Consider the following 15,982-nt stretch of genomic DNA (forward strand, 5'->3'; position numbering starts at 1 on the left):
CGATGCGCACCATCCACGGCGCCCCCGCCATCTCGGTGACGGGACTGCGCAAGTCATACGGCTCGCACCGCGTCCTGGACGGCATCGACCTCACCATCCCGCAGGGCACGATCTTCTCCCTGCTCGGCCCCAACGGAGCGGGCAAGACCACCACGGTGCAGATCCTGTCCACCCTGATCAAGGCCGACGCCGGCGAGATCTGGGTGGCCGGGCACGACCTGGCCAGAGAACCCGACAAGGTGCGCGCCGCGATCGGCGTCACCGGCCAGTTCTCCGCCGTGGACGGCCTGCTCACCGGCGAGGAGAACCTGCGGCTCATGGCCGACCTGCTCCACCTCGGCCGCTCCCGCGGCAGCAGGCGCACCCGCGAGTTGCTGGAGCGCTTCGACCTCACCGACGCCGCAGGCAAGCCTGCGGTCACCTACTCGGGCGGCATGCGCCGCCGGCTCGACCTCGCCATGACCATGGTCGGCACGCCCAAGCTCATCTTCCTCGACGAGCCGACCACCGGCCTGGACCCGCGCAGCCGCCGGACCATGTGGCAGATCGTCAGGGAACTGGTCGAGCAGGACGGCGTGACCATCTTCCTGACGACGCAGTACCTGGAGGAGGCCGACGAGCTCGCCGACCGCATCGCCCTGCTCAGCCAGGGCGGGCTGGTGGCCGAGGGCACCGCGGAGGAGCTCAAGCAGCTGGTCCCCGGCGGCCACATCGTCGTGCGCTTCGCCGACGCCGACGGCTACCGCAGGGCGGCTCCGCACGTCGGCGCCACCTCGCGCAACGACGCGGCGCTCACCGTCCAGATCCCCAACTCCGGCAGCGTCAAGACGTTGAAGAAGCTCCTGGAGTGGCTGGACGCCCAGGCCGTCGACGTCGCCGAGCTGACGGTCCACACTCCCGACCTGGACGACGTCTTCCTCACCCTGACCAAGGAGCCCGCCCGATGAGAGCGATCACCGACTCGGCGACGATGCTGCGCCGCCAGGTCAAGCACATCTGGCGCTACCCGTCGCTGATCCTCACGTTCGCCGCCGTGCCCGTGGTGTTCCTGCTGCTGTTCGTCTACGTCTTCGGCGGCACCATGGGCGCGGGCATCGGCGGCGACCGCGCCGCCTACGTCGGCTACCTCGCCCCCGGCATCATGATCACGACGATCGCCGGAGCCGCGCAGGGGACCGCGATCTCGGTGGCCACCGATATGGCCGAGGGCATCATCGCCAGGTTCAAGACCATGGCCATCGCCCGCGTCTCGGTGCTCACCGGGCACGTGCTCGGGGCGATGGTGCAGACGTTCCTCGCGATCGCGGTGGCGACCGGAGTGGCTTTGCTGATCGGCTTCCGCCCGTCCGCCTCGGCGCTGGACTGGCTCGGCGTGGTCGGCGTGCTGGCCATGTTCACCCTCGCCATCACCTGGCTGTCGGTCGCGCTCGCCATGGTCTCCAAAAGCGTCGCCACGGCCAGCAACCTGCCGATGCCGCTGATGATGCTGCCCTTCCTCGGCAGCGGCTTCGTCCCGACCGAGTCGATGCCGACCGGATTGCGCTGGTTCGCCGAGCACCAGCCGTTCACCCCCGTCATCGAGACCCTGCGCGCGCTGCTGGCGGGCCGTCCCGCCGGCTCCAGCTTCGTGGAGGCGGCCGGCTGGAGCGCGGCCATCGCCCTGGCCGGATACCTGTGGGCACGGAGGCTCTACAACCGATGAGATTCCCCCCTCGACCAGGACAGAGCATTCGCTGGGCGGCCCAGTGGCGTTGCTGGACGAAGGTGAGCTCGTCGTAGGTCGGGACGTGGCCGGTTGATGACGGGAGGTGTCTGCCCTGATGGGTAGGCCTACCGTCCTGGGCCATGCCATTCGAATCTCTCTCCGATGTGCGGGTCACAGCGCTGGTCACCAGGTCGTGGTCTCGCATGATGCGGGCGGCTCCCCGTCGCCCCTCGGACAGGAGGAGTTCGGATGGACGACGCACCGGCGGTCATGACGGCCGCGTACATCACCGGCCACGGCCCCGCGGACCGCATCCGGGTCGGTGACCTGCCGGTCCCGGTGCCCGGCCCCACGGACGTGCTCGTTCGCACCGAAGCGCTGGCGGTGAATCACGTCGACACGTTCGTCCGCTCCGGCGCCTATAGCACCCACACCCCCTTCCCGTTCGTCATCGGCCGTGACCTGGTCGGGACCGTGGCCGCATGCGGCGCCGGGGTCCCGGGATTCCAGCCTGGAGATCGCGTGTGGTGCAACAGCCTCGGCCACGGCGGCCGTCAGGGTTCGTTCGCCCAGTACGCGATCGTTCCTGTCGAGCGGCTGTACCGACTGCCGGCGGGTGTCTCCCCGGACACGGCCGTGAGCGTCCTGCACACCGCGGCGACGGCCCACATCGGGCTGTTCCGCGAGGGACGGATCCGCGTCGGCGAAACCGTCCTCGTCAACGGCGCTGCCGGTGGGGTCGGCAGCGCGGTCATCCAGCTCGCCGTCGCCGCGGGCGCGAGAGCCGTCGCCACCGCGTCCGAACAGGACGCCGACTGGTGCCTCGCTCTCGGCGCGCACACCGTCGTCGACTACCACGATCCACACGCGACGAAGCACATCCAGGACGCGACCCCGGGCGGCGTGGACATCTTCTGGGACAACTCAGGCGAGAACGACATCGAGGCCACGCTGCCGCTGCTGGCCCAGGGAGGGCGCGTCATCGTCGTGGCGGGGCTCCGCTCGCGACCGACCCTGCCGGCGGGCGAACTCTACCTGCGGGACATGAGCATTCGCGGATTCGCCATCAGCAACGCGTCGATCAGCGATCTCCGGTCCGCCGCGACGACGATCAACGGGTTGCTGGCGGCGGACGGGCTCCGCACCCGCATCGGGGCGACGCTGCCCCTGTCCGATGCCGCCGAGGCGCATCGCCTTCAGGAGAGCCGCGGCCCCCACCGTGTCAGGGGACGCATTGTCGTCCTGCCGTGACGGGGGCGCGCAGAAATCGGCTGTCTGTGATGAGCGCGTCCGTGGCGGCGGCCTTGTCGGCTTCTGTGGGTGGGCGGTGTCGGCAGACCCGAGGCCGACGAACGGCTCGCCGACGCCGCGGCGGTCGGCCGTGGCCACACTCCGGCCACCAGGTGGACCCAGCCAAGCGGTCGAAGGAGCGTTTCGGCGTGGGGCAGAGATGGCGGTCACCGCGGACAGGAGGGGCAATACCGGTAAAACCGGTCCGTCGAGGCCAGTGATCCACTAAATATCTGTTCATGACGATAAACGATTCGAACCTGTCCGTATCGAACGGCCTGAGCAGGCGGCGATTCCTGGCGGCGGGCGCCGCCACCTTGCCCGCCCTCGCGCTGGGAACTCCACGACCGGCCTTCGCCGCGACGGTCCAGACCGCGGGAGTGGCGCCGGCCGCGCTCCTCGGGTTCGACAACATGCTGAAGACCTACCTTGTGGAGCGCGGGATCTCCTGCGCGCAGCTCGCCATCACCAAGAACGGCAAACTCGTGCTGGCCAGGGCCTACCGCTACAGTGACGACCCCTCAGTGCCGAAGTTCACGCCCACCTCGTTGTTTCGCATCGCGAGCCTCAGCAAGCACATCACCGCCGTCGCGATCATGAGGCTGGCGCAGGACGGCAAACTGAGTTTGGGAGCGTCCGTCGCCACGCTGCTCGGGCTGCCGACCACGGCCGACGCCCGGCTGGCGAACGTGACGGTGTGGCGTCTCCTGCAGCACACGGGCGGGTGGGACCGCGACATCTCGGGCGATTACCTGTACATGGACCACACCATCTCCAGATCGCTCGGCGCCTCCCTGCCGATCACGCGCGACCACATCATCCAGTACGCCTGCGGCCGCCCGCTCGATTTCGCCCCCGGCAGCAGGTACGCCTACAGCAACTACGGCTACATGCTGCTCGGCATGATCGTCGAGAAGGCGTCGGGCATGGCCTACGAGTCGTATGTCAAGCAGAAGATCCTGGCGCCCGTCGGCATCAGCCGCATGCGGCTCGGCCGTACCCTCAAGGCGCAGGCCGCGCCCGGCGAGATCGTCTACGAGTCGGCGCAGACGAGCCGGACCGTCACGGACACGTCCGGCACGATCGTGCCGGCGCCGTACGGTGCCTTCAGCATGGAGAACCGCGGGCCGGGCGGCGGCTGGCTGGCCTCGGCGGTGGACCTGGTGCGCTTCGCGCGCATCCTCGACGCCCCCGGTACGGTGCTGAACGCGACCTCCATCGGCAGGGTGGTGGCCAAGCCGGAGATCGGCGTCACGGAGGGCGGCTCGTGGTACGGGGCCGGTCTGTGGGTCCGCCAGGTGACGGGGCATCTCAACACCTGGCACAACGGAGGGTTGCCGGGGACCTACACCTACACCGCCCGGCTGCAGAACGGCTTCACCTACGCCGCCCTGTTCAACCGGAACGAGGAGAGCGGGTCGCTGGACTTCGACGTGCTCAGCCCGCGCATGAACGCCCAGATCAGCAAGGTGACGGCCTGGCCGACGACGGACCTGTTCCCGCGCTACCTCTGATCCGGCGCCGGACGTCAGAGGTGTCGCCGGGTCGCCTTCTGTGCGCACGCGGCGCACCCGCGGCGGCTCCGAGAACGTGAGCAGGAAGGGTGGCCGGAGGTTCGACGGCGCTCAGGGGCCGGTCGGACCCGACGGGACGTGGGCGGTACTCATCCGCTCGGGCTCGCAGGACCGGCGTCCCCGGCCTGCTCGTCCATCATGTACTGCGCGTACCAGGTCGGCCAGTCGGGGTCGGGCTGCCCGGTCTCCTGCTCGTGCCGGCCATGCGCGGTCTCCGCTCGGCGCAGGGCTTCGGCCAGATCGGCCACGGAGTCATAGGTCACTTGCATCTCGGTACTCCTTCTGCGGGACAGCCGCCTGGCCACCACCCCGGTTCCGGGCTCACCGGCCCGGACCGTGGGTGGTGACTTCCTTGAGCGCGACCACGCCCGCCGCGGCTCCGGTCCGGCCGGCGCGCAGTCATGCCATGGTGCTGGTGTCCCGGCTGAGCAGTCCCGCCCTGCGGGCACTGGCCTACGCCGCGGCCGTCTGCCCGGTCCACCTCGAGGCCGTCCACGTGTGCACCGGCGAGGAAGTGACCCAGGAACTGCGGGAAGGCTGGGCGCGGTACGACCCCTCCCGCACCGCTGACGCCGCGCCGCCGACTCACGTCCTCCTCGGCGAGCCACCCGCCTTGTCGCGCTGACCAGGGGCCGGCCCCGAGACCCGTCGTGAGATCGCGGCCCCCCGGCGAGATCTCCTGGTTCATCCTCCGGGGTCACTCGGTGACCGAGGCCGCGCTGTGGCGTGGGCCCAGGTAACGCCAGAAGAAGTCGTTGAGCACGGTGATCCGGTTCCGCCCGCCCAGCAGGTACCCGATGTGCACGAAGATCCACGCCAGCCAGGGCAACAGGCCATGCATGGTCGCGCCGTTGCGCAGCTGTATCACGGCCTCAGCGCGGCCGACGATCGCCATGATGCCGGGGTCGCGGTAGGAGAACCGCTGGGCTGGGCGGCCCCGGGCGGTGGCGAGGATCTGCCGGCCCACATGCCTGCCCATCTGGATCGCCGGCTGGGCGAGCTGCGGCAGCGGCTCGGGGGGCAGCGCGAGGTCACCGGCGACGAACACCTCCGGATGGGCCTCCAGGTTGAGCGCCTCGGTGACGATGACCCTGCCGCCCTTGCCCTGCGGCAGGCCGCAGTCGGCGACCTCCTTGGGCGCGATGACGCCGGGCGCCCAGATGGTGATGTCGCTGGGCAGCCGGGTGCCGTCGTCGAGGACGACCGCGTCCGGTTCGACCGCGGCGACGGTGCTGCCGAGCCTGAGGTTGACGCCGCGCTTGCGCAGCGCGTCGGCGGCGGCGTCGCGCAGGCGCGGCTTGTACGGTGCGAGCACATAGTCGAACCGCTCGACCAGGGTGACGCTGGTCTGCTCAGGCTTGATCTCCGGGTGGGTGAGCGGGATGGTACGGCGGCGCAGTTCCGCCATGACCCCGGCCGTCTCGACGCCGGTGGCGCCGCCGCCGATGATGACGATGTGGGTGCTGGGGCGCTTGCCCTCGGCGGTCTCCTCCAGGCAGCGCTGCATCCGCTCCCGCAGGGTGACGGCGTCGCGGACGGAGTACGTCGGCATGGCATGCTCCTGGGCGCCTTCGATGCCGAGCCAGTTGGTGGTGACGCCGGTGGCGAGCACGAGGTAGTCGTAGTCGATGACGGTACCGTCGGCGAGCTCCACCCATTTGTCGTCGAGGTTCAGGCTGCTCAGCCTGGATATGCGGACGCGGACGTTGGGGTACTTGCCGGCGAAGGTGCGCAGTGGGTAGGCGACGTCCCCGGCGTTGATGCCTGCCGAGGCGACCTGGTAGAGCAGAGGCTGGAAGGTGGTGTACGGGCGAGGGTCGACAACGGCGACGAGCGCGCCGCCGCGGGCGAGCTCACGGGCCGCGTTCAGGCCGGCGAAGCCCGCGCCCACGACCACGACGCGGGGCCTGGCCGGTCGCCTCGCCGGCTTGGGGCGGGCCTTCCCCCGTTCCACGGGTGTCTTCACAGCGCTCTTCAGTGGAAGCAACACACGGGCCATCACCGGGCCTCCTCCGCGATTCGTCTCAGAGATGCGGGTCATCGCCTCGGGCAGCTGCTCGCGCATGCCCGGGGTCACGACAACTCCCGTCCTTCACGCGCCACGGGGGGCCGCGGGCATCGGCGTGCGCTCGGTCATGCCAGTGCCGTACCCCGCGCCGACAGACCGGTGGTGACGGCGTGGTCAAATCTCGGCAAGGCTGACAAGATGCCCTGCGATGCCCGCCACATAAATATCGGCGTCAGGGGTCTCGGCGGTCGCCTGGCTGTCGACCGTGATGAACGCCTTCAACCGCGTGGCGATCACGAGCCGATACACGGTCGCCGGCGACTGAGCCGGCTATTCGCCTTCCGTGACCCGGATGATCGTCTTGCCGGGGGCGTGCTGGGCGAACGCGGAGGGCGCCTCGGCGAGCGTTCGCACGGCCCCGACCATCGGGCGGAGCCGTCCGTCCCGGAGCCGCCGGGCCAGGTCCGCGAGCTGGACGCGATCGGGTTCGACGATGAAGAAGATCGCCTGCCCTTCCGGGGGCGGACCGTCGGGGGCGAGGCGATGGCGACGAGCGTGCCGCCGGGGCGCACCAGCGCGGCGGAGCGGTCCATGATGTCGCCGCCGATCACGTCGAACACCACGTCGACCTGACCGGCATCTTCCAGGGAGTCGGCCTGCAGGTCCAGGAAGACGTCCACGCCGAGCTCGAGTGCCATGTCCCTGGCGGCGGCCGGCCGGTGCCGATCACCCGGGCTCCCGCCTCGCGCGCGAGCTGCACCGCGATGGAACCGACACCGCCCGCGAAGCCGTGGATCAGGACGGTCTGGCCGGCGGCGAGGCGGCCGTGGTCGAACAGGCCCTGCGATGCGGTCAGCCCTGAGATCGGCAGCGCGGCGGCCACGGTGTGGTCGACGCCGGCCGGCAGGGGCGCGAGGTTGCGAGCCTCCGCCGCGACGTACTCGGCCAGCGAGCCGTTGCGGCTCCAGTCGGTCAGCCGAACACCCGCTGGCCCCCAGCGCGGATCGTCGCGGCCAGGGACGGCTTGGCGAGGACCAGCTCGCCGTCCCGCCAGCGCCCGCCCGGAGGGGGAGACCCGACGACGAACAGGTACCCGCAGCCGCAGCCGCCCCTTATCGAGGAATCGATTGCAGTTAGTCTTCCCCCAGACGATCCGAAACGAGGACGGGGATGACGACGATCTACGACGTGGCGCGCCACGCGGGTGTGTCCGCGGCGACGGTTTCGCGGGTGGTCAACGGCCGGTCGAGCGTCGATCCGGTACTGGCCGAGCGGGTACGGCAGGCCATGGGCGAGCTCAAATACCGGCCCAACGCCGTGGCACGGAGCCTGCGCAAGAGCCAGACCACACTGTGGGCCGTCATCATCTCCGACATCGGCAACCCGTTCTTCACCGCGATGGTCCGCGGCGTGGAGGACGTCGCGCAGAAGGCCGGCTTCTCGGTCGTCCTGTGCAACAGCGACGAGGACCCCGCCAAGGAGGGCAGGTACGTCACCGCCGCGCTGGACGACCAGATGGCCGGGGTGATCATCTCGCCGTCGGGCCGGGCCACGCACGTCAACCGGCTGGTGGAGGCCGGGGTCCCGGTGGTCGTCATCGACCGGCAGCCGCCCGGAGTCGCTGTCGACATCGTGCTGGTGGACAACGAGCACGGCGCGGAGCTGGCCACGGACCACCTGGTCGAGGCGGGTTACGAGCGCATCGCCTGCATCACGGGCCCGCGCCGGTTGTCGACCGCCGCCCAGCGCCTGCGCGGCTACCAGCGGGCCCTGCGCGCCAGAGGCCGCCCGGTCAGGACGGAACTGATCAGGTTCGCCGACTTCCGCGAGGAGGGCGGCTACGCCGCGATGGCGGATCTGCTGCGGCAGGACCCGCGTCCCGACGCCGTCTTCGCCGCCAACAACCTGATGACGGTGGGCGCCGTGGAATGCCTGGTCGACCAGGGCGTGCGCATCCCCGAGGAGGTCGGCGTGGCCGGCTTCGACAACATCCCGTGGGCACACCTGGTCCGGCCCAGCCTGACCACCGTGGACCAGCCCACCTACGAACTGGGCCGCACCGCCGCCCTGCTGCTCGCCGAGCGGATCACCGAGCCCACCCGCCCGGCGACCAGCGTCACCCTGCACACCCAGCTGCACGTCCGGGAGAGCTCGCGCCGCTGAGTTGTTGACTCCGATGGCGCGGTTCACTAGCGTCTGCGGAAGTCAGCAATCGATTTCTCAGGGGTTGCTCATGTACGTGCTCGGCGTCGACATCGGGACCTCCAGCAGCAAGGGCGTGCTGGTGAGCCCGGACGGCACGGTGCAGCGGTCGGCGGTACGCGAGCACACGGTGGACCGGCCGGGCCCCGGGCAGGTCGAGATGGACGGCCGGATCTGGTGGCAGGAGTTCGCCGAGCTGGCCCGCGAGCTGGGGCGCGACGTGGAGGTCGGGGCGGTCGGGGTGAGCGGCATGGGCCCGTGCGTGCTGCTGGCCGACGCCGATGACGAGCCGGTGCGTCCCGCGATCCTCTACGGCGTCGACACCCGCTCCACCAGGCAGATCGAAAGGCTCGAACGCGAGCTCGGCGCGGCCGAGATCCGCCGGCGGGGCGGCTCCGACCTGTCGAGCCAGGCCGCCGGCGCGAAGATCGCCTGGGTCGCCGAGGAGGAGCCCGAGCGCTACGCGAAGGCACGCCGGCTGTACATGCCGAGCTCCTGGCTGGTGCGCAAGCTCACCGGCGCCTACCTGCTCGACCATCACTCGGCCAGCCAGTGCACCCCGCTCTACGATGTCGGCCGCCTCGGCTGGCACCGCCCGTGGGCCGATGCCGTCGCACCGGGCATCGAGCTGCCACCGCTGCGCTGGCCGGGCGAGCAGGCGGGCACGATCACCCGGCAGGCCGCCCGGGAAACCGATCTCCCGCAGGGCATCCCGGTGATCACCGGGACGATCGACGCCTGGGCCGAGGCGCTCAGCGTCGGCGCCCACAACGCCGGCGACCTCATGCTCATGTACGGCACGACCATGTTCCTCATCCACACCACCGCCGAGCACCGGACCTGGCCCGGCCTCTGGGGGACGGTCGGCGCGGCGCCCGGCACCTACAACCTGGCCGGCGGCATGGCCACCTCCGGCGCGATCACCGCGTGGCTGCGCGACCTGTTCGGCGTCGGCTACCGCGATCTCCTGCGGGAGGCCGAGGAGTCCGGGGTCGGGGCCAACGGCCTGCTCATGCTGCCCTACTTCGCCGGTGAGCGCACGCCCATCATGGACCCGCGAGCCAGAGGCGTGATCGCCGGCCTCACCGTCTCACACACCCGTGGCGACCTCTACCGGGCCGCGCTGGAGGCGACCGGCTTCGCCGTCCGCCACAACATCGAGACCATGCGGGCAGCCGGAGGCGACATCCGTCGCATCGTCGCCGTCGGCGGCGGCACCCAGGGCGGCTCGTGGACCCAGATCGTCTCCGACGTCACCGGCCTGCCCCAGGAGGTCCGTGTCACCTCCATCGGCGCATCGTACGGCGGCGCCCTGCTCGCCGGCGGGCTCATCGGCCAGACCGACGTCGACGCCTGGAACCCCGTGCGCCACGTGGTCTCCCCACGGCCGGAAGCAGTGGCCGCGTACACCGAGCTCTACCGCCTCTACCTGCAGCTCTACCCCAGCACTGCGAGCCTCGCCCACGGGCTCGCCGACCGTCAGCATCGTTGAAGGGCAGACATGTACCAGTTCCCCCAGCTCATCGAGCCGCCCGCGGCGGAGCCCGGCGTCGTCTACACCGTCGCGAGCGGCGACCTGCGCCAGAGCGCGAACCAGACCTGCTGGCCGGTCCAGGAGAAACTGGAAGCCGATCTCGCCAAGGCGCTTCGCGATCTCGGCTGGTCGGTACGGCGGGGCCACGAGGTCGACCCCGCCAAGGGCCACGGCTTCATCGACAGCCAGCGCGCCGGCATCGAAGTCTTCAAGACCCTGCCGCCCGACGCGCCGCTCATCGTGGTCGAGGCGGTCTGGCAATACAGCCACCACGTGCTGGCCGGGCTGCGCGGCCATCGCGGCCCGATCCTGATCGTGGCGAACTGGAGCGGCCAGTGGCCCGGCCTGGTCGGCCTGCTGAACCTGGCCGGGAGCCTGACCAAGGCGGGCCGGCCGTACTCGGTGCTGTGGAGCGAGACCTTCACCGACGAGTGGTCCCGGCACGGCCTGAAGACCTGGCTGGAGAGCGGGGAGCTCAGTCACGACACCAGCCATGTGACGAAATATGAGCAGAAAGGGGACAGTCTGGAGGTCGCTCTCGGCAAGGCCGTCGCCCAGCAGCTCGCCACCGAGAAGGCGATCATCGGGGTCTTCGACGAGGGCTGCATGGGCATGTACAACGCCATCATCGACGACGAGCTGCTCAACCCCCTGGGCATCTACAAGGAACGCCTCTCGCAGAGCGCGCTCGTCGCCGAGATGCTCAGGGTCGGCGACGAGGAGGCCGGGCAGGTCCGCGCCTGGCTCGACGACATGGGTCTGACCTTCCACCTCGGCGCGGACGAGGCCACCGAGCTGACCGAGGCGCAGCTGACCAGCCAGTTCAAGATGTACGTCGCCGCGCTGCGCATCGCCGACGACTTCGGCCTCGACGCGGTGGGCATCCAGTACCAGCAGGGCCTGAAGGACGTCGTTCCGGCCAGCGACCTGGTGGAGGGCCTGCTCAACAACGTCTCCCGCCCGCCGGTGTCCAGCCGCGACGGTTCCCGCGAGCTCTACGCGGGACGGCCGCTGCCACACTTCAACGAGGTCGACGAGGGCGTCGCCGTCGACTCGCTGATCACCAACCGCATCTGGACCGCGATGGGCCTCGATCCGGCGACCACGCTGCACGACATCCGCTGGGGCGAGGAGTACGACGGGCGGTTCGTCTGGGTCTTCGAGATCTCGGGATCCGTTCCCGCCTCGCACAACGGCGGATACCGCAACTCGTGGAGCATGCGGCAACCTCCGATGTACTTCCCCCTCGGCGGCGGCACGCTCAGCGGCGTCTCCAGGCCCGGCGAGATCGTCTGGTCGCGCGTGTTCATCATGGACGGCGAGCTCCACGCCGACCTCGGCCGCGCGACCGTCGTCGAGCTGCCCGAGGAGGAGACCAGGCGCCGGCTCGACGCCACCACCCCGCAGTGGCCGATCATGCACGCCGTGCTGCACGGCGTCACCCGCAACCAGTTCATGGCCCGCCACCGGGCCAACCACCTCAACGTCGCCTACGCCGACGACGCGGAGGGCGCCGACCGCGCGCTCGCCGCCAAGGCCGCGGCCTTCGCCGAACTCGGCGTGCACGTGCACCTGTGCGGAATCTCCTAGAAGGAGGGGCCCGTGAAGCCCTTACGCATCGCACTGATCCCGCTCCTGGGCCTGGCGCTCACCGGGCCCGCCCAAGCCTCGACGGTGCACTCCCCGGCCGTCGTGGTGAGCAAGATGACCGGTCCCGGCTCGCTCAGCGCCACCGACGCCGCCTGGAAGGTCAAGGCGACCGACCTTGGCATCATGTGGGACAACGGGAGCGGGGAGATCCTGGCCGCGTTCGGCGACACGTTCGGCGACTCCTGGCAGCCGCCGGGCGCCAACGGCGACGACTGGCGCAGCCAGGTGCTCCTGCGCAGCACCGACCGGAACCTGGCCGACGGCATGTCCTTCGGCAGCGCGGCCACCGATGCGCCCGGCCACGCCAAGGAGCTCATCCCGAGCAGGAAGGTCGACGGCGACGAGATCACCGTCATCCCCACGGCCGGGGTGTCGGTCGGGACCCGGCAGTACCTCGCCTACATGTCGGTGCGGCACTGGGGAGAGCCGGGGCACTGGGACACCAACCACGCCGCCATCGCCTACTCCGACGACAACGGCCAGAACTGGGTGACCGGCGGCCCTCGCTGGGACAACCCCGGCGGCGCCAACCACTTCCAGATGGCGGCCTTCGTCCGTCGTGACGGCTACGTCTACATGTTCGGCACGCCCAACGGCCGCAACGGCGCCGCCTATGTGGCCCGGGTGCCCGAGGGGGCGATCCTCACCAAGTCCGCCTACCGGTACTGGACGGGTAGCGCCTGGCAGTCCGGCGCCGACACCCTGGCCGCCCCGATCGTCGCGGCGCCGGTGTCGGAGCTGTCGGTGCAGTTCAACGCCTACACCGGCAAGTGGCTGATGACCTACCTCAAGGGCGGCGACGTCGTGCTGAGGAGCGCGAGCGCGCCCACCGGCCCGTGGAGCGGCCCTGCGGTGGTGGCCAGTTTCGCCGACTTCCCCGGCCTCTACGGCGGCTTCATGCACCCCTGGTCGTCGGGGCCCGACCTCTATATGGCGCTGTCGGAGTGGACTCCCTACAACGTCTACCTGATCCGCGTGCGGCTGAACCCGGACGCGACCATCACGAACCCGAACCTCGTCCGCGACCCGAGCTTCGAACGCCAGGCCACGGGAGAGGTCGCCGCGCCCTGGTCGCTGCGCGGCAACGGCGGCATCGACCAGGGCACCTGGTCCTTCACCGCCGACCGCAACGCCTTCGTCCGCTACAACCGCGGCTGGCATGACATCTACCAGGTCGTCCCGGTGACGCCCCACACGAACTACACCATGACCGGCTGGCTGCGCACCTCGCCCAACAACGACAACGGCTTCTTCGGCGTCCGCAGCCCGGGCGGCGCGCCGTTGGCCGAGCGAAACTTCCGCGCGCTCGGCAACTGGACCAGGCACACCGTCACCTTCAACAGCGGAAACCGCGGCTCGGTCGAGGTCTTCGCCGGGATCTGGACGGACAACGGCGACATGTGGCTCCAGCTCGACGACTTCGCCCTGGTGAAGTCCTGATCGATGTACGGGTCCGTACATCGATTGAGTAACACGCATTGACCTGTCACCCGAGGGGCGATAGGAAGCAGCAATCGATTTCTCAGCACATCAGGAGGAACCGTGACGTACGGCCAGTACGGCAGCAGCCTGCGCGACCTGCCGCGTCTGCGCTCGCACCGCCGCAGGAGGGTGTCGAGCTGGGACCGTTCGGGCGGCAACGACGACCGCGTCACGGTGGCGCCGGGGGAGACCGTCACCCTCGCCGACATCCGGGGCGCCGGTTCGGTCAACCACATCTGGATGACCGTGGCGCCCCGCGATCCCGGCACGCCGGAGTCCGGCGACCGCGACTTCCTCCGCAAGCTCGTCCTGCGCGTCTTCTGGGACGACAACGAGCACCCCAGCGTGCTCGTGCCGCTGGGGGACTTCTTCGGCATGGGCCACGCCCGCACCGCCAACTTCGTCTCGGCGCCGTTGCAGATGAGCCCGCAGGACGGCAAGGCCTTCAACTGCTGGTTCCACATGCCCTTCGGCAGCGGTGCCAGGTTCGAGCTGACCAGCGAGTGCGAGGAGGAGGTGCTCTGGTTCTACTACTACATCGACTACGACGAGTTCGACGAGCTGGGGGAGGGGCTGGGCCGCTTCCACGCCCAGTGGCGGCGCGAGACTCCCGCCGACGGGGTGGACCAGGGGGCGATGTCGAACGCCGAGTACCTGTTCGGCGGGAGCAACCTGGACGGGGCGGGCAACTATGTCATCCTCGAGGCCGAGGGCCGCGGCCACTACGTGGGCTGCGTCCTGAACGTCACCAACCTGCGCCGCACCTCCGACTGGAACTGGTACGGCGAGGGCGATGACATGATCTTCATCGACGGCGAGGCCTTCCCGCCGAGCCTGCACGGCACCGGGACCGAGGACTACTTCAACACCGCCTGGTGCCCGAGCCAGTCGTACCACGCCCCCTACCACGGCCTCACGCTGCCGGGCGGGGAGAACTGGTCGGGGCAGATCTCGATGTACCGCTTCCACGTCGAGGACCCGGTGCCCTTCACCACCTCGATCAAGGTGACCATCGAGCACGGTCACGCCAACCGCCGCCAGGACGACCTGTCCTCGGTCGCCTACTGGTACCAGGAGCTCCCGCACCAGCCGTTCACCCTCCCGCCAGTCGGCGCCCGGCTGCCCATCTTGTGATTTTCCTCTTAAGCCTCCAACTCCCCAGGCGACGTGTCATCTAAGGAGACGACGTGCGCACACAACTCATCCGGCTGATCGCGGCCGTGGCCGGCGCGACGGTGCTGGCCGCCGGCTGCGGGTCGGGCGCGAAGACACCGGCACAGGGCGGCAAGGCCGAGATCACGCTCTGGCAGCAGAAGTTCACCGACCAGGAGGACGCCTGGTACAAGAAGGCGGTCACGGCCTTCAACAAGGCCCAGGACAAGGTCGTACTCAAGCATGTGATCGTCCCGGCGGACACCTGGGACCAGAAGATGAAGGCCGCCCAGGCGGCAGGCAAGGCGCCGGACGTCTACACGGTGAACTACAGCAAGGTGCCCGGTTTCGCCCGCACCGGCGTGATCCAGGCGCTCGACCCGCTCATCCCGGCCGAGAAGTGGACCGGCCTGCAGGAGTCGGTGCTCGAATCGGTGCGGTACAAGGGCCAGAAGTACGCGTACCCGATGCTGGTGGAGCCGTCGGCCGTGCTGTTCTACCGCAAGGACCTGTTCACCCAGGCCGGGCTCGACCCCAACAGACCGCCGGCCACCTGGCAGGAGCTCATCGACCACGGCAAGAAGCTGACCACCAAGGACGTCGCGGGCGTCGTCACCGCGGCGAACCAGATCGACATGGCGTGGTCGACGTGGGGCCTGCAGTGGAACGCGGCCGGACACCTGCCGATCACCGACGACTGGTCCGCGCCGCAGGCCACCGACCCCAAGTACAAGCAGCTGCTGCAGGTCTACCAGACCCTCTACCAGGAGGGGATCATGCCCAAGCAGCCGCTGGCGCCGTACGCCGACGCCAATCCGCTGGGCCAGGGCAAGGCCGCGATGATGGTCTGCGGCTCCTGGGCGGCGAGCGTGCTGCTGCAGGACTACCCGAAGGTGGTCGGCAACATCGGCGTGGCGGCCCTGCCCTCCTTCGACGGCGACACCACCAAGCCCACCGCCACGCTCGGCGGCTGGACGCTGGTCGTCGACGCCAAGTCCAAGAACGCCCAGGCCGCCGCGGACTTCGCCTCCTGGCTGCTGGCCGGGGACACCACGCTGCTGGGCGAGTTCTTCAGGAACACCAAGTTCTCCAAGTACTCGCCGCGCGCGGCCGTCGCCGAGGCGATCGCCAAGGACCCGGCCGCGGCCGAGAACCCGTGGGCCAAGACGATCGAAGATCAGGTCGTGAAGTACGCCAAGGCGGAACCGGCCTATGACTGGGCCGTCAGCCTGGCCTTCGGCAAGGCCATCGAGAAGGCGCTGCAGGGCAAGGACATCGACCAGGCCCTGCAGGCGGCCGACGCCGAGATCAAGACTCTGATCGCCAAGAACGACCTGGCCGGACAGGGTTCCTGACCCTCGCAGCCCGCCGCCGGTCCGCGCCGG

General features: G+C 70.0%; 15 protein-coding genes. 11 read left to right on the forward strand and 4 right to left on the reverse strand.

Translation table 11 applies throughout. The features are described from left to right. The first annotated feature begins 2 nt into the window (after positions 1-2). The 4 genes from V5E28_RS44365 (at position 3) to V5E28_RS44380 (ending at position 4,509) form a co-directional block, all read left to right on the forward strand. Complete coding sequence (locus V5E28_RS44365; RefSeq protein ID WP_336216190.1) at positions 3-947, forward strand: ATP-binding cassette domain-containing protein; 945 nt, start codon at positions 3-5, stop codon at positions 945-947. After that, a complete protein-coding gene (locus V5E28_RS44370; protein WP_336216192.1) occupies positions 944-1,702 on the forward strand; it encodes an ABC transporter permease in 759 nt (252 codons plus the stop codon). The genes V5E28_RS44365 and V5E28_RS44370 overlap by 4 nt, the downstream gene beginning before the upstream one ends. Positions 1,703-1,954: 252 nt before the next feature. Then, positions 1,955-2,956: an NADPH:quinone reductase gene (locus V5E28_RS44375; RefSeq protein WP_336216193.1), complete on the forward strand. Its 1,002-nt coding sequence runs from the start codon at positions 1,955-1,957 to the stop codon at positions 2,954-2,956. A gap of 278 nt (positions 2,957-3,234) precedes the next feature. Beyond that, positions 3,235-4,509, forward strand: a complete 1,275-nt coding sequence (locus V5E28_RS44380) for a serine hydrolase domain-containing protein (RefSeq protein ID WP_336216194.1) — start codon at positions 3,235-3,237, stop codon at positions 4,507-4,509. A 149-nt stretch (positions 4,510-4,658) separates the two neighbouring features. On the opposite strand, the gene V5E28_RS44385 is transcribed toward V5E28_RS44380, so the two are convergent. Continuing rightward, complete coding sequence (locus V5E28_RS44385) at positions 4,659-4,838, reverse strand: hypothetical protein (RefSeq protein ID WP_336216195.1); 180 nt, start codon at positions 4,836-4,838, stop codon at positions 4,659-4,661. 83 nt (positions 4,839-4,921) lie between these two features. Between V5E28_RS44385 and V5E28_RS44390 the strand changes: the two genes are divergently transcribed. Further along, a complete protein-coding gene (locus V5E28_RS44390; RefSeq protein WP_336216196.1) occupies positions 4,922-5,194 on the forward strand; it encodes a hypothetical protein in 273 nt (90 codons plus the stop codon). 72 nt (positions 5,195-5,266) lie between these two features. Here the strand turns inward: V5E28_RS44390 and V5E28_RS44395 are convergent, their stop codons facing one another. The 3 genes from V5E28_RS44395 to V5E28_RS49865 form a co-directional block, all read right to left on the reverse strand. Then, entirely contained in the window at positions 5,267-6,523 is a 1,257-nt protein-coding gene (locus tag V5E28_RS44395; RefSeq protein WP_336216197.1) for an NAD(P)/FAD-dependent oxidoreductase, read from the reverse strand. A 228-nt stretch (positions 6,524-6,751) separates the two neighbouring features. Beyond that, on the reverse strand, positions 6,752-6,874 hold the full coding sequence (locus V5E28_RS44400; RefSeq protein WP_336216198.1) for a hypothetical protein: 123 nt from the start codon (positions 6,872-6,874) through the stop codon (positions 6,752-6,754). Beyond that, positions 6,871-7,275 (reverse strand): zinc-binding dehydrogenase, encoded by a 405-nt coding sequence (locus V5E28_RS49865; protein WP_442945975.1) that lies wholly within the window; start codon positions 7,273-7,275, stop codon positions 6,871-6,873. The genes V5E28_RS44400 and V5E28_RS49865 overlap by 4 nt, the downstream gene beginning before the upstream one ends. Positions 7,276-7,747: 472 nt before the next feature. Here V5E28_RS49865 and V5E28_RS44410 point away from each other — a divergent pair, with 472 nt between their 5' ends. The 6 genes from V5E28_RS44410 (at position 7,748) to V5E28_RS44435 (ending at position 15,952) form a co-directional block, all read left to right on the forward strand. Further along, positions 7,748-8,740 carry a LacI family DNA-binding transcriptional regulator gene (locus V5E28_RS44410; RefSeq protein WP_336216200.1) on the forward strand — a complete coding sequence of 331 codons (993 nt, stop codon included), beginning with the start codon at positions 7,748-7,750 and terminating at the stop codon, positions 8,738-8,740. A gap of 70 nt (positions 8,741-8,810) precedes the next feature. Then, on the forward strand, positions 8,811-10,271 hold the full coding sequence (locus tag V5E28_RS44415) for an FGGY-family carbohydrate kinase (protein WP_336216202.1): 1,461 nt from the start codon (positions 8,811-8,813) through the stop codon (positions 10,269-10,271). A 9-nt stretch (positions 10,272-10,280) separates the two neighbouring features. Beyond that, a complete protein-coding gene (locus V5E28_RS44420) occupies positions 10,281-11,903 on the forward strand; it encodes a hypothetical protein (RefSeq protein ID WP_336216203.1) in 1,623 nt (540 codons plus the stop codon). A gap of 12 nt (positions 11,904-11,915) precedes the next feature. Beyond that, positions 11,916-13,403: a DUF4185 domain-containing protein gene (locus V5E28_RS44425; RefSeq protein WP_336216204.1), complete on the forward strand. Its 1,488-nt coding sequence runs from the start codon at positions 11,916-11,918 to the stop codon at positions 13,401-13,403. 102 nt (positions 13,404-13,505) lie between these two features. Then, positions 13,506-14,579: a glycoside hydrolase family 172 protein gene (locus V5E28_RS44430; RefSeq protein ID WP_336216205.1), complete on the forward strand. Its 1,074-nt coding sequence runs from the start codon at positions 13,506-13,508 to the stop codon at positions 14,577-14,579. Between the two features lie 53 nt (positions 14,580-14,632). Beyond that, positions 14,633-15,952 carry an ABC transporter substrate-binding protein gene (locus V5E28_RS44435; protein WP_336216206.1) on the forward strand — a complete coding sequence of 440 codons (1,320 nt, stop codon included), beginning with the start codon at positions 14,633-14,635 and terminating at the stop codon, positions 15,950-15,952. Positions 15,953-15,982 lie beyond the last annotated feature (30 nt).

The organism is Nonomuraea sp. LPB2021202275-12-8, from assembly GCF_037044575.1.
In the GTDB taxonomy this organism is placed as follows: Bacteria; Actinomycetota; Actinomycetes; order Streptosporangiales; family Streptosporangiaceae; genus Nonomuraea.

Coding starts and splice junctions, on each gene's coding strand:
- V5E28_RS44385 (WP_336216195.1), bottom strand. CDS start 4,838: ATGCAAGTGACCTATGACTCCGTGGCCGATCTGGCCGAAGCCCTGCGC.
- V5E28_RS49865 (WP_442945975.1), bottom strand. CDS start 7,275: ATGGCACTCGAGCTCGGCGTGGACGTCTTCCTGGACCTGCAGGCCGAC.
- V5E28_RS44370 (WP_336216192.1), top strand. CDS start 944: ATGAGAGCGATCACCGACTCGGCGACGATGCTGCGCCGCCAGGTCAAG.
- V5E28_RS44410 (WP_336216200.1), top strand. CDS start 7,748: ATGACGACGATCTACGACGTGGCGCGCCACGCGGGTGTGTCCGCGGCG.
- V5E28_RS44415 (WP_336216202.1), top strand. CDS start 8,811: ATGTACGTGCTCGGCGTCGACATCGGGACCTCCAGCAGCAAGGGCGTG.
- V5E28_RS44375 (WP_336216193.1), top strand. CDS start 1,955: ATGGACGACGCACCGGCGGTCATGACGGCCGCGTACATCACCGGCCAC.
- V5E28_RS44380 (WP_336216194.1), top strand. CDS start 3,235: ATGACGATAAACGATTCGAACCTGTCCGTATCGAACGGCCTGAGCAGG.
- V5E28_RS44365 (WP_336216190.1), top strand. CDS start 3: ATGCGCACCATCCACGGCGCCCCCGCCATCTCGGTGACGGGACTGCGC.
- V5E28_RS44420 (WP_336216203.1), top strand. CDS start 10,281: ATGTACCAGTTCCCCCAGCTCATCGAGCCGCCCGCGGCGGAGCCCGGC.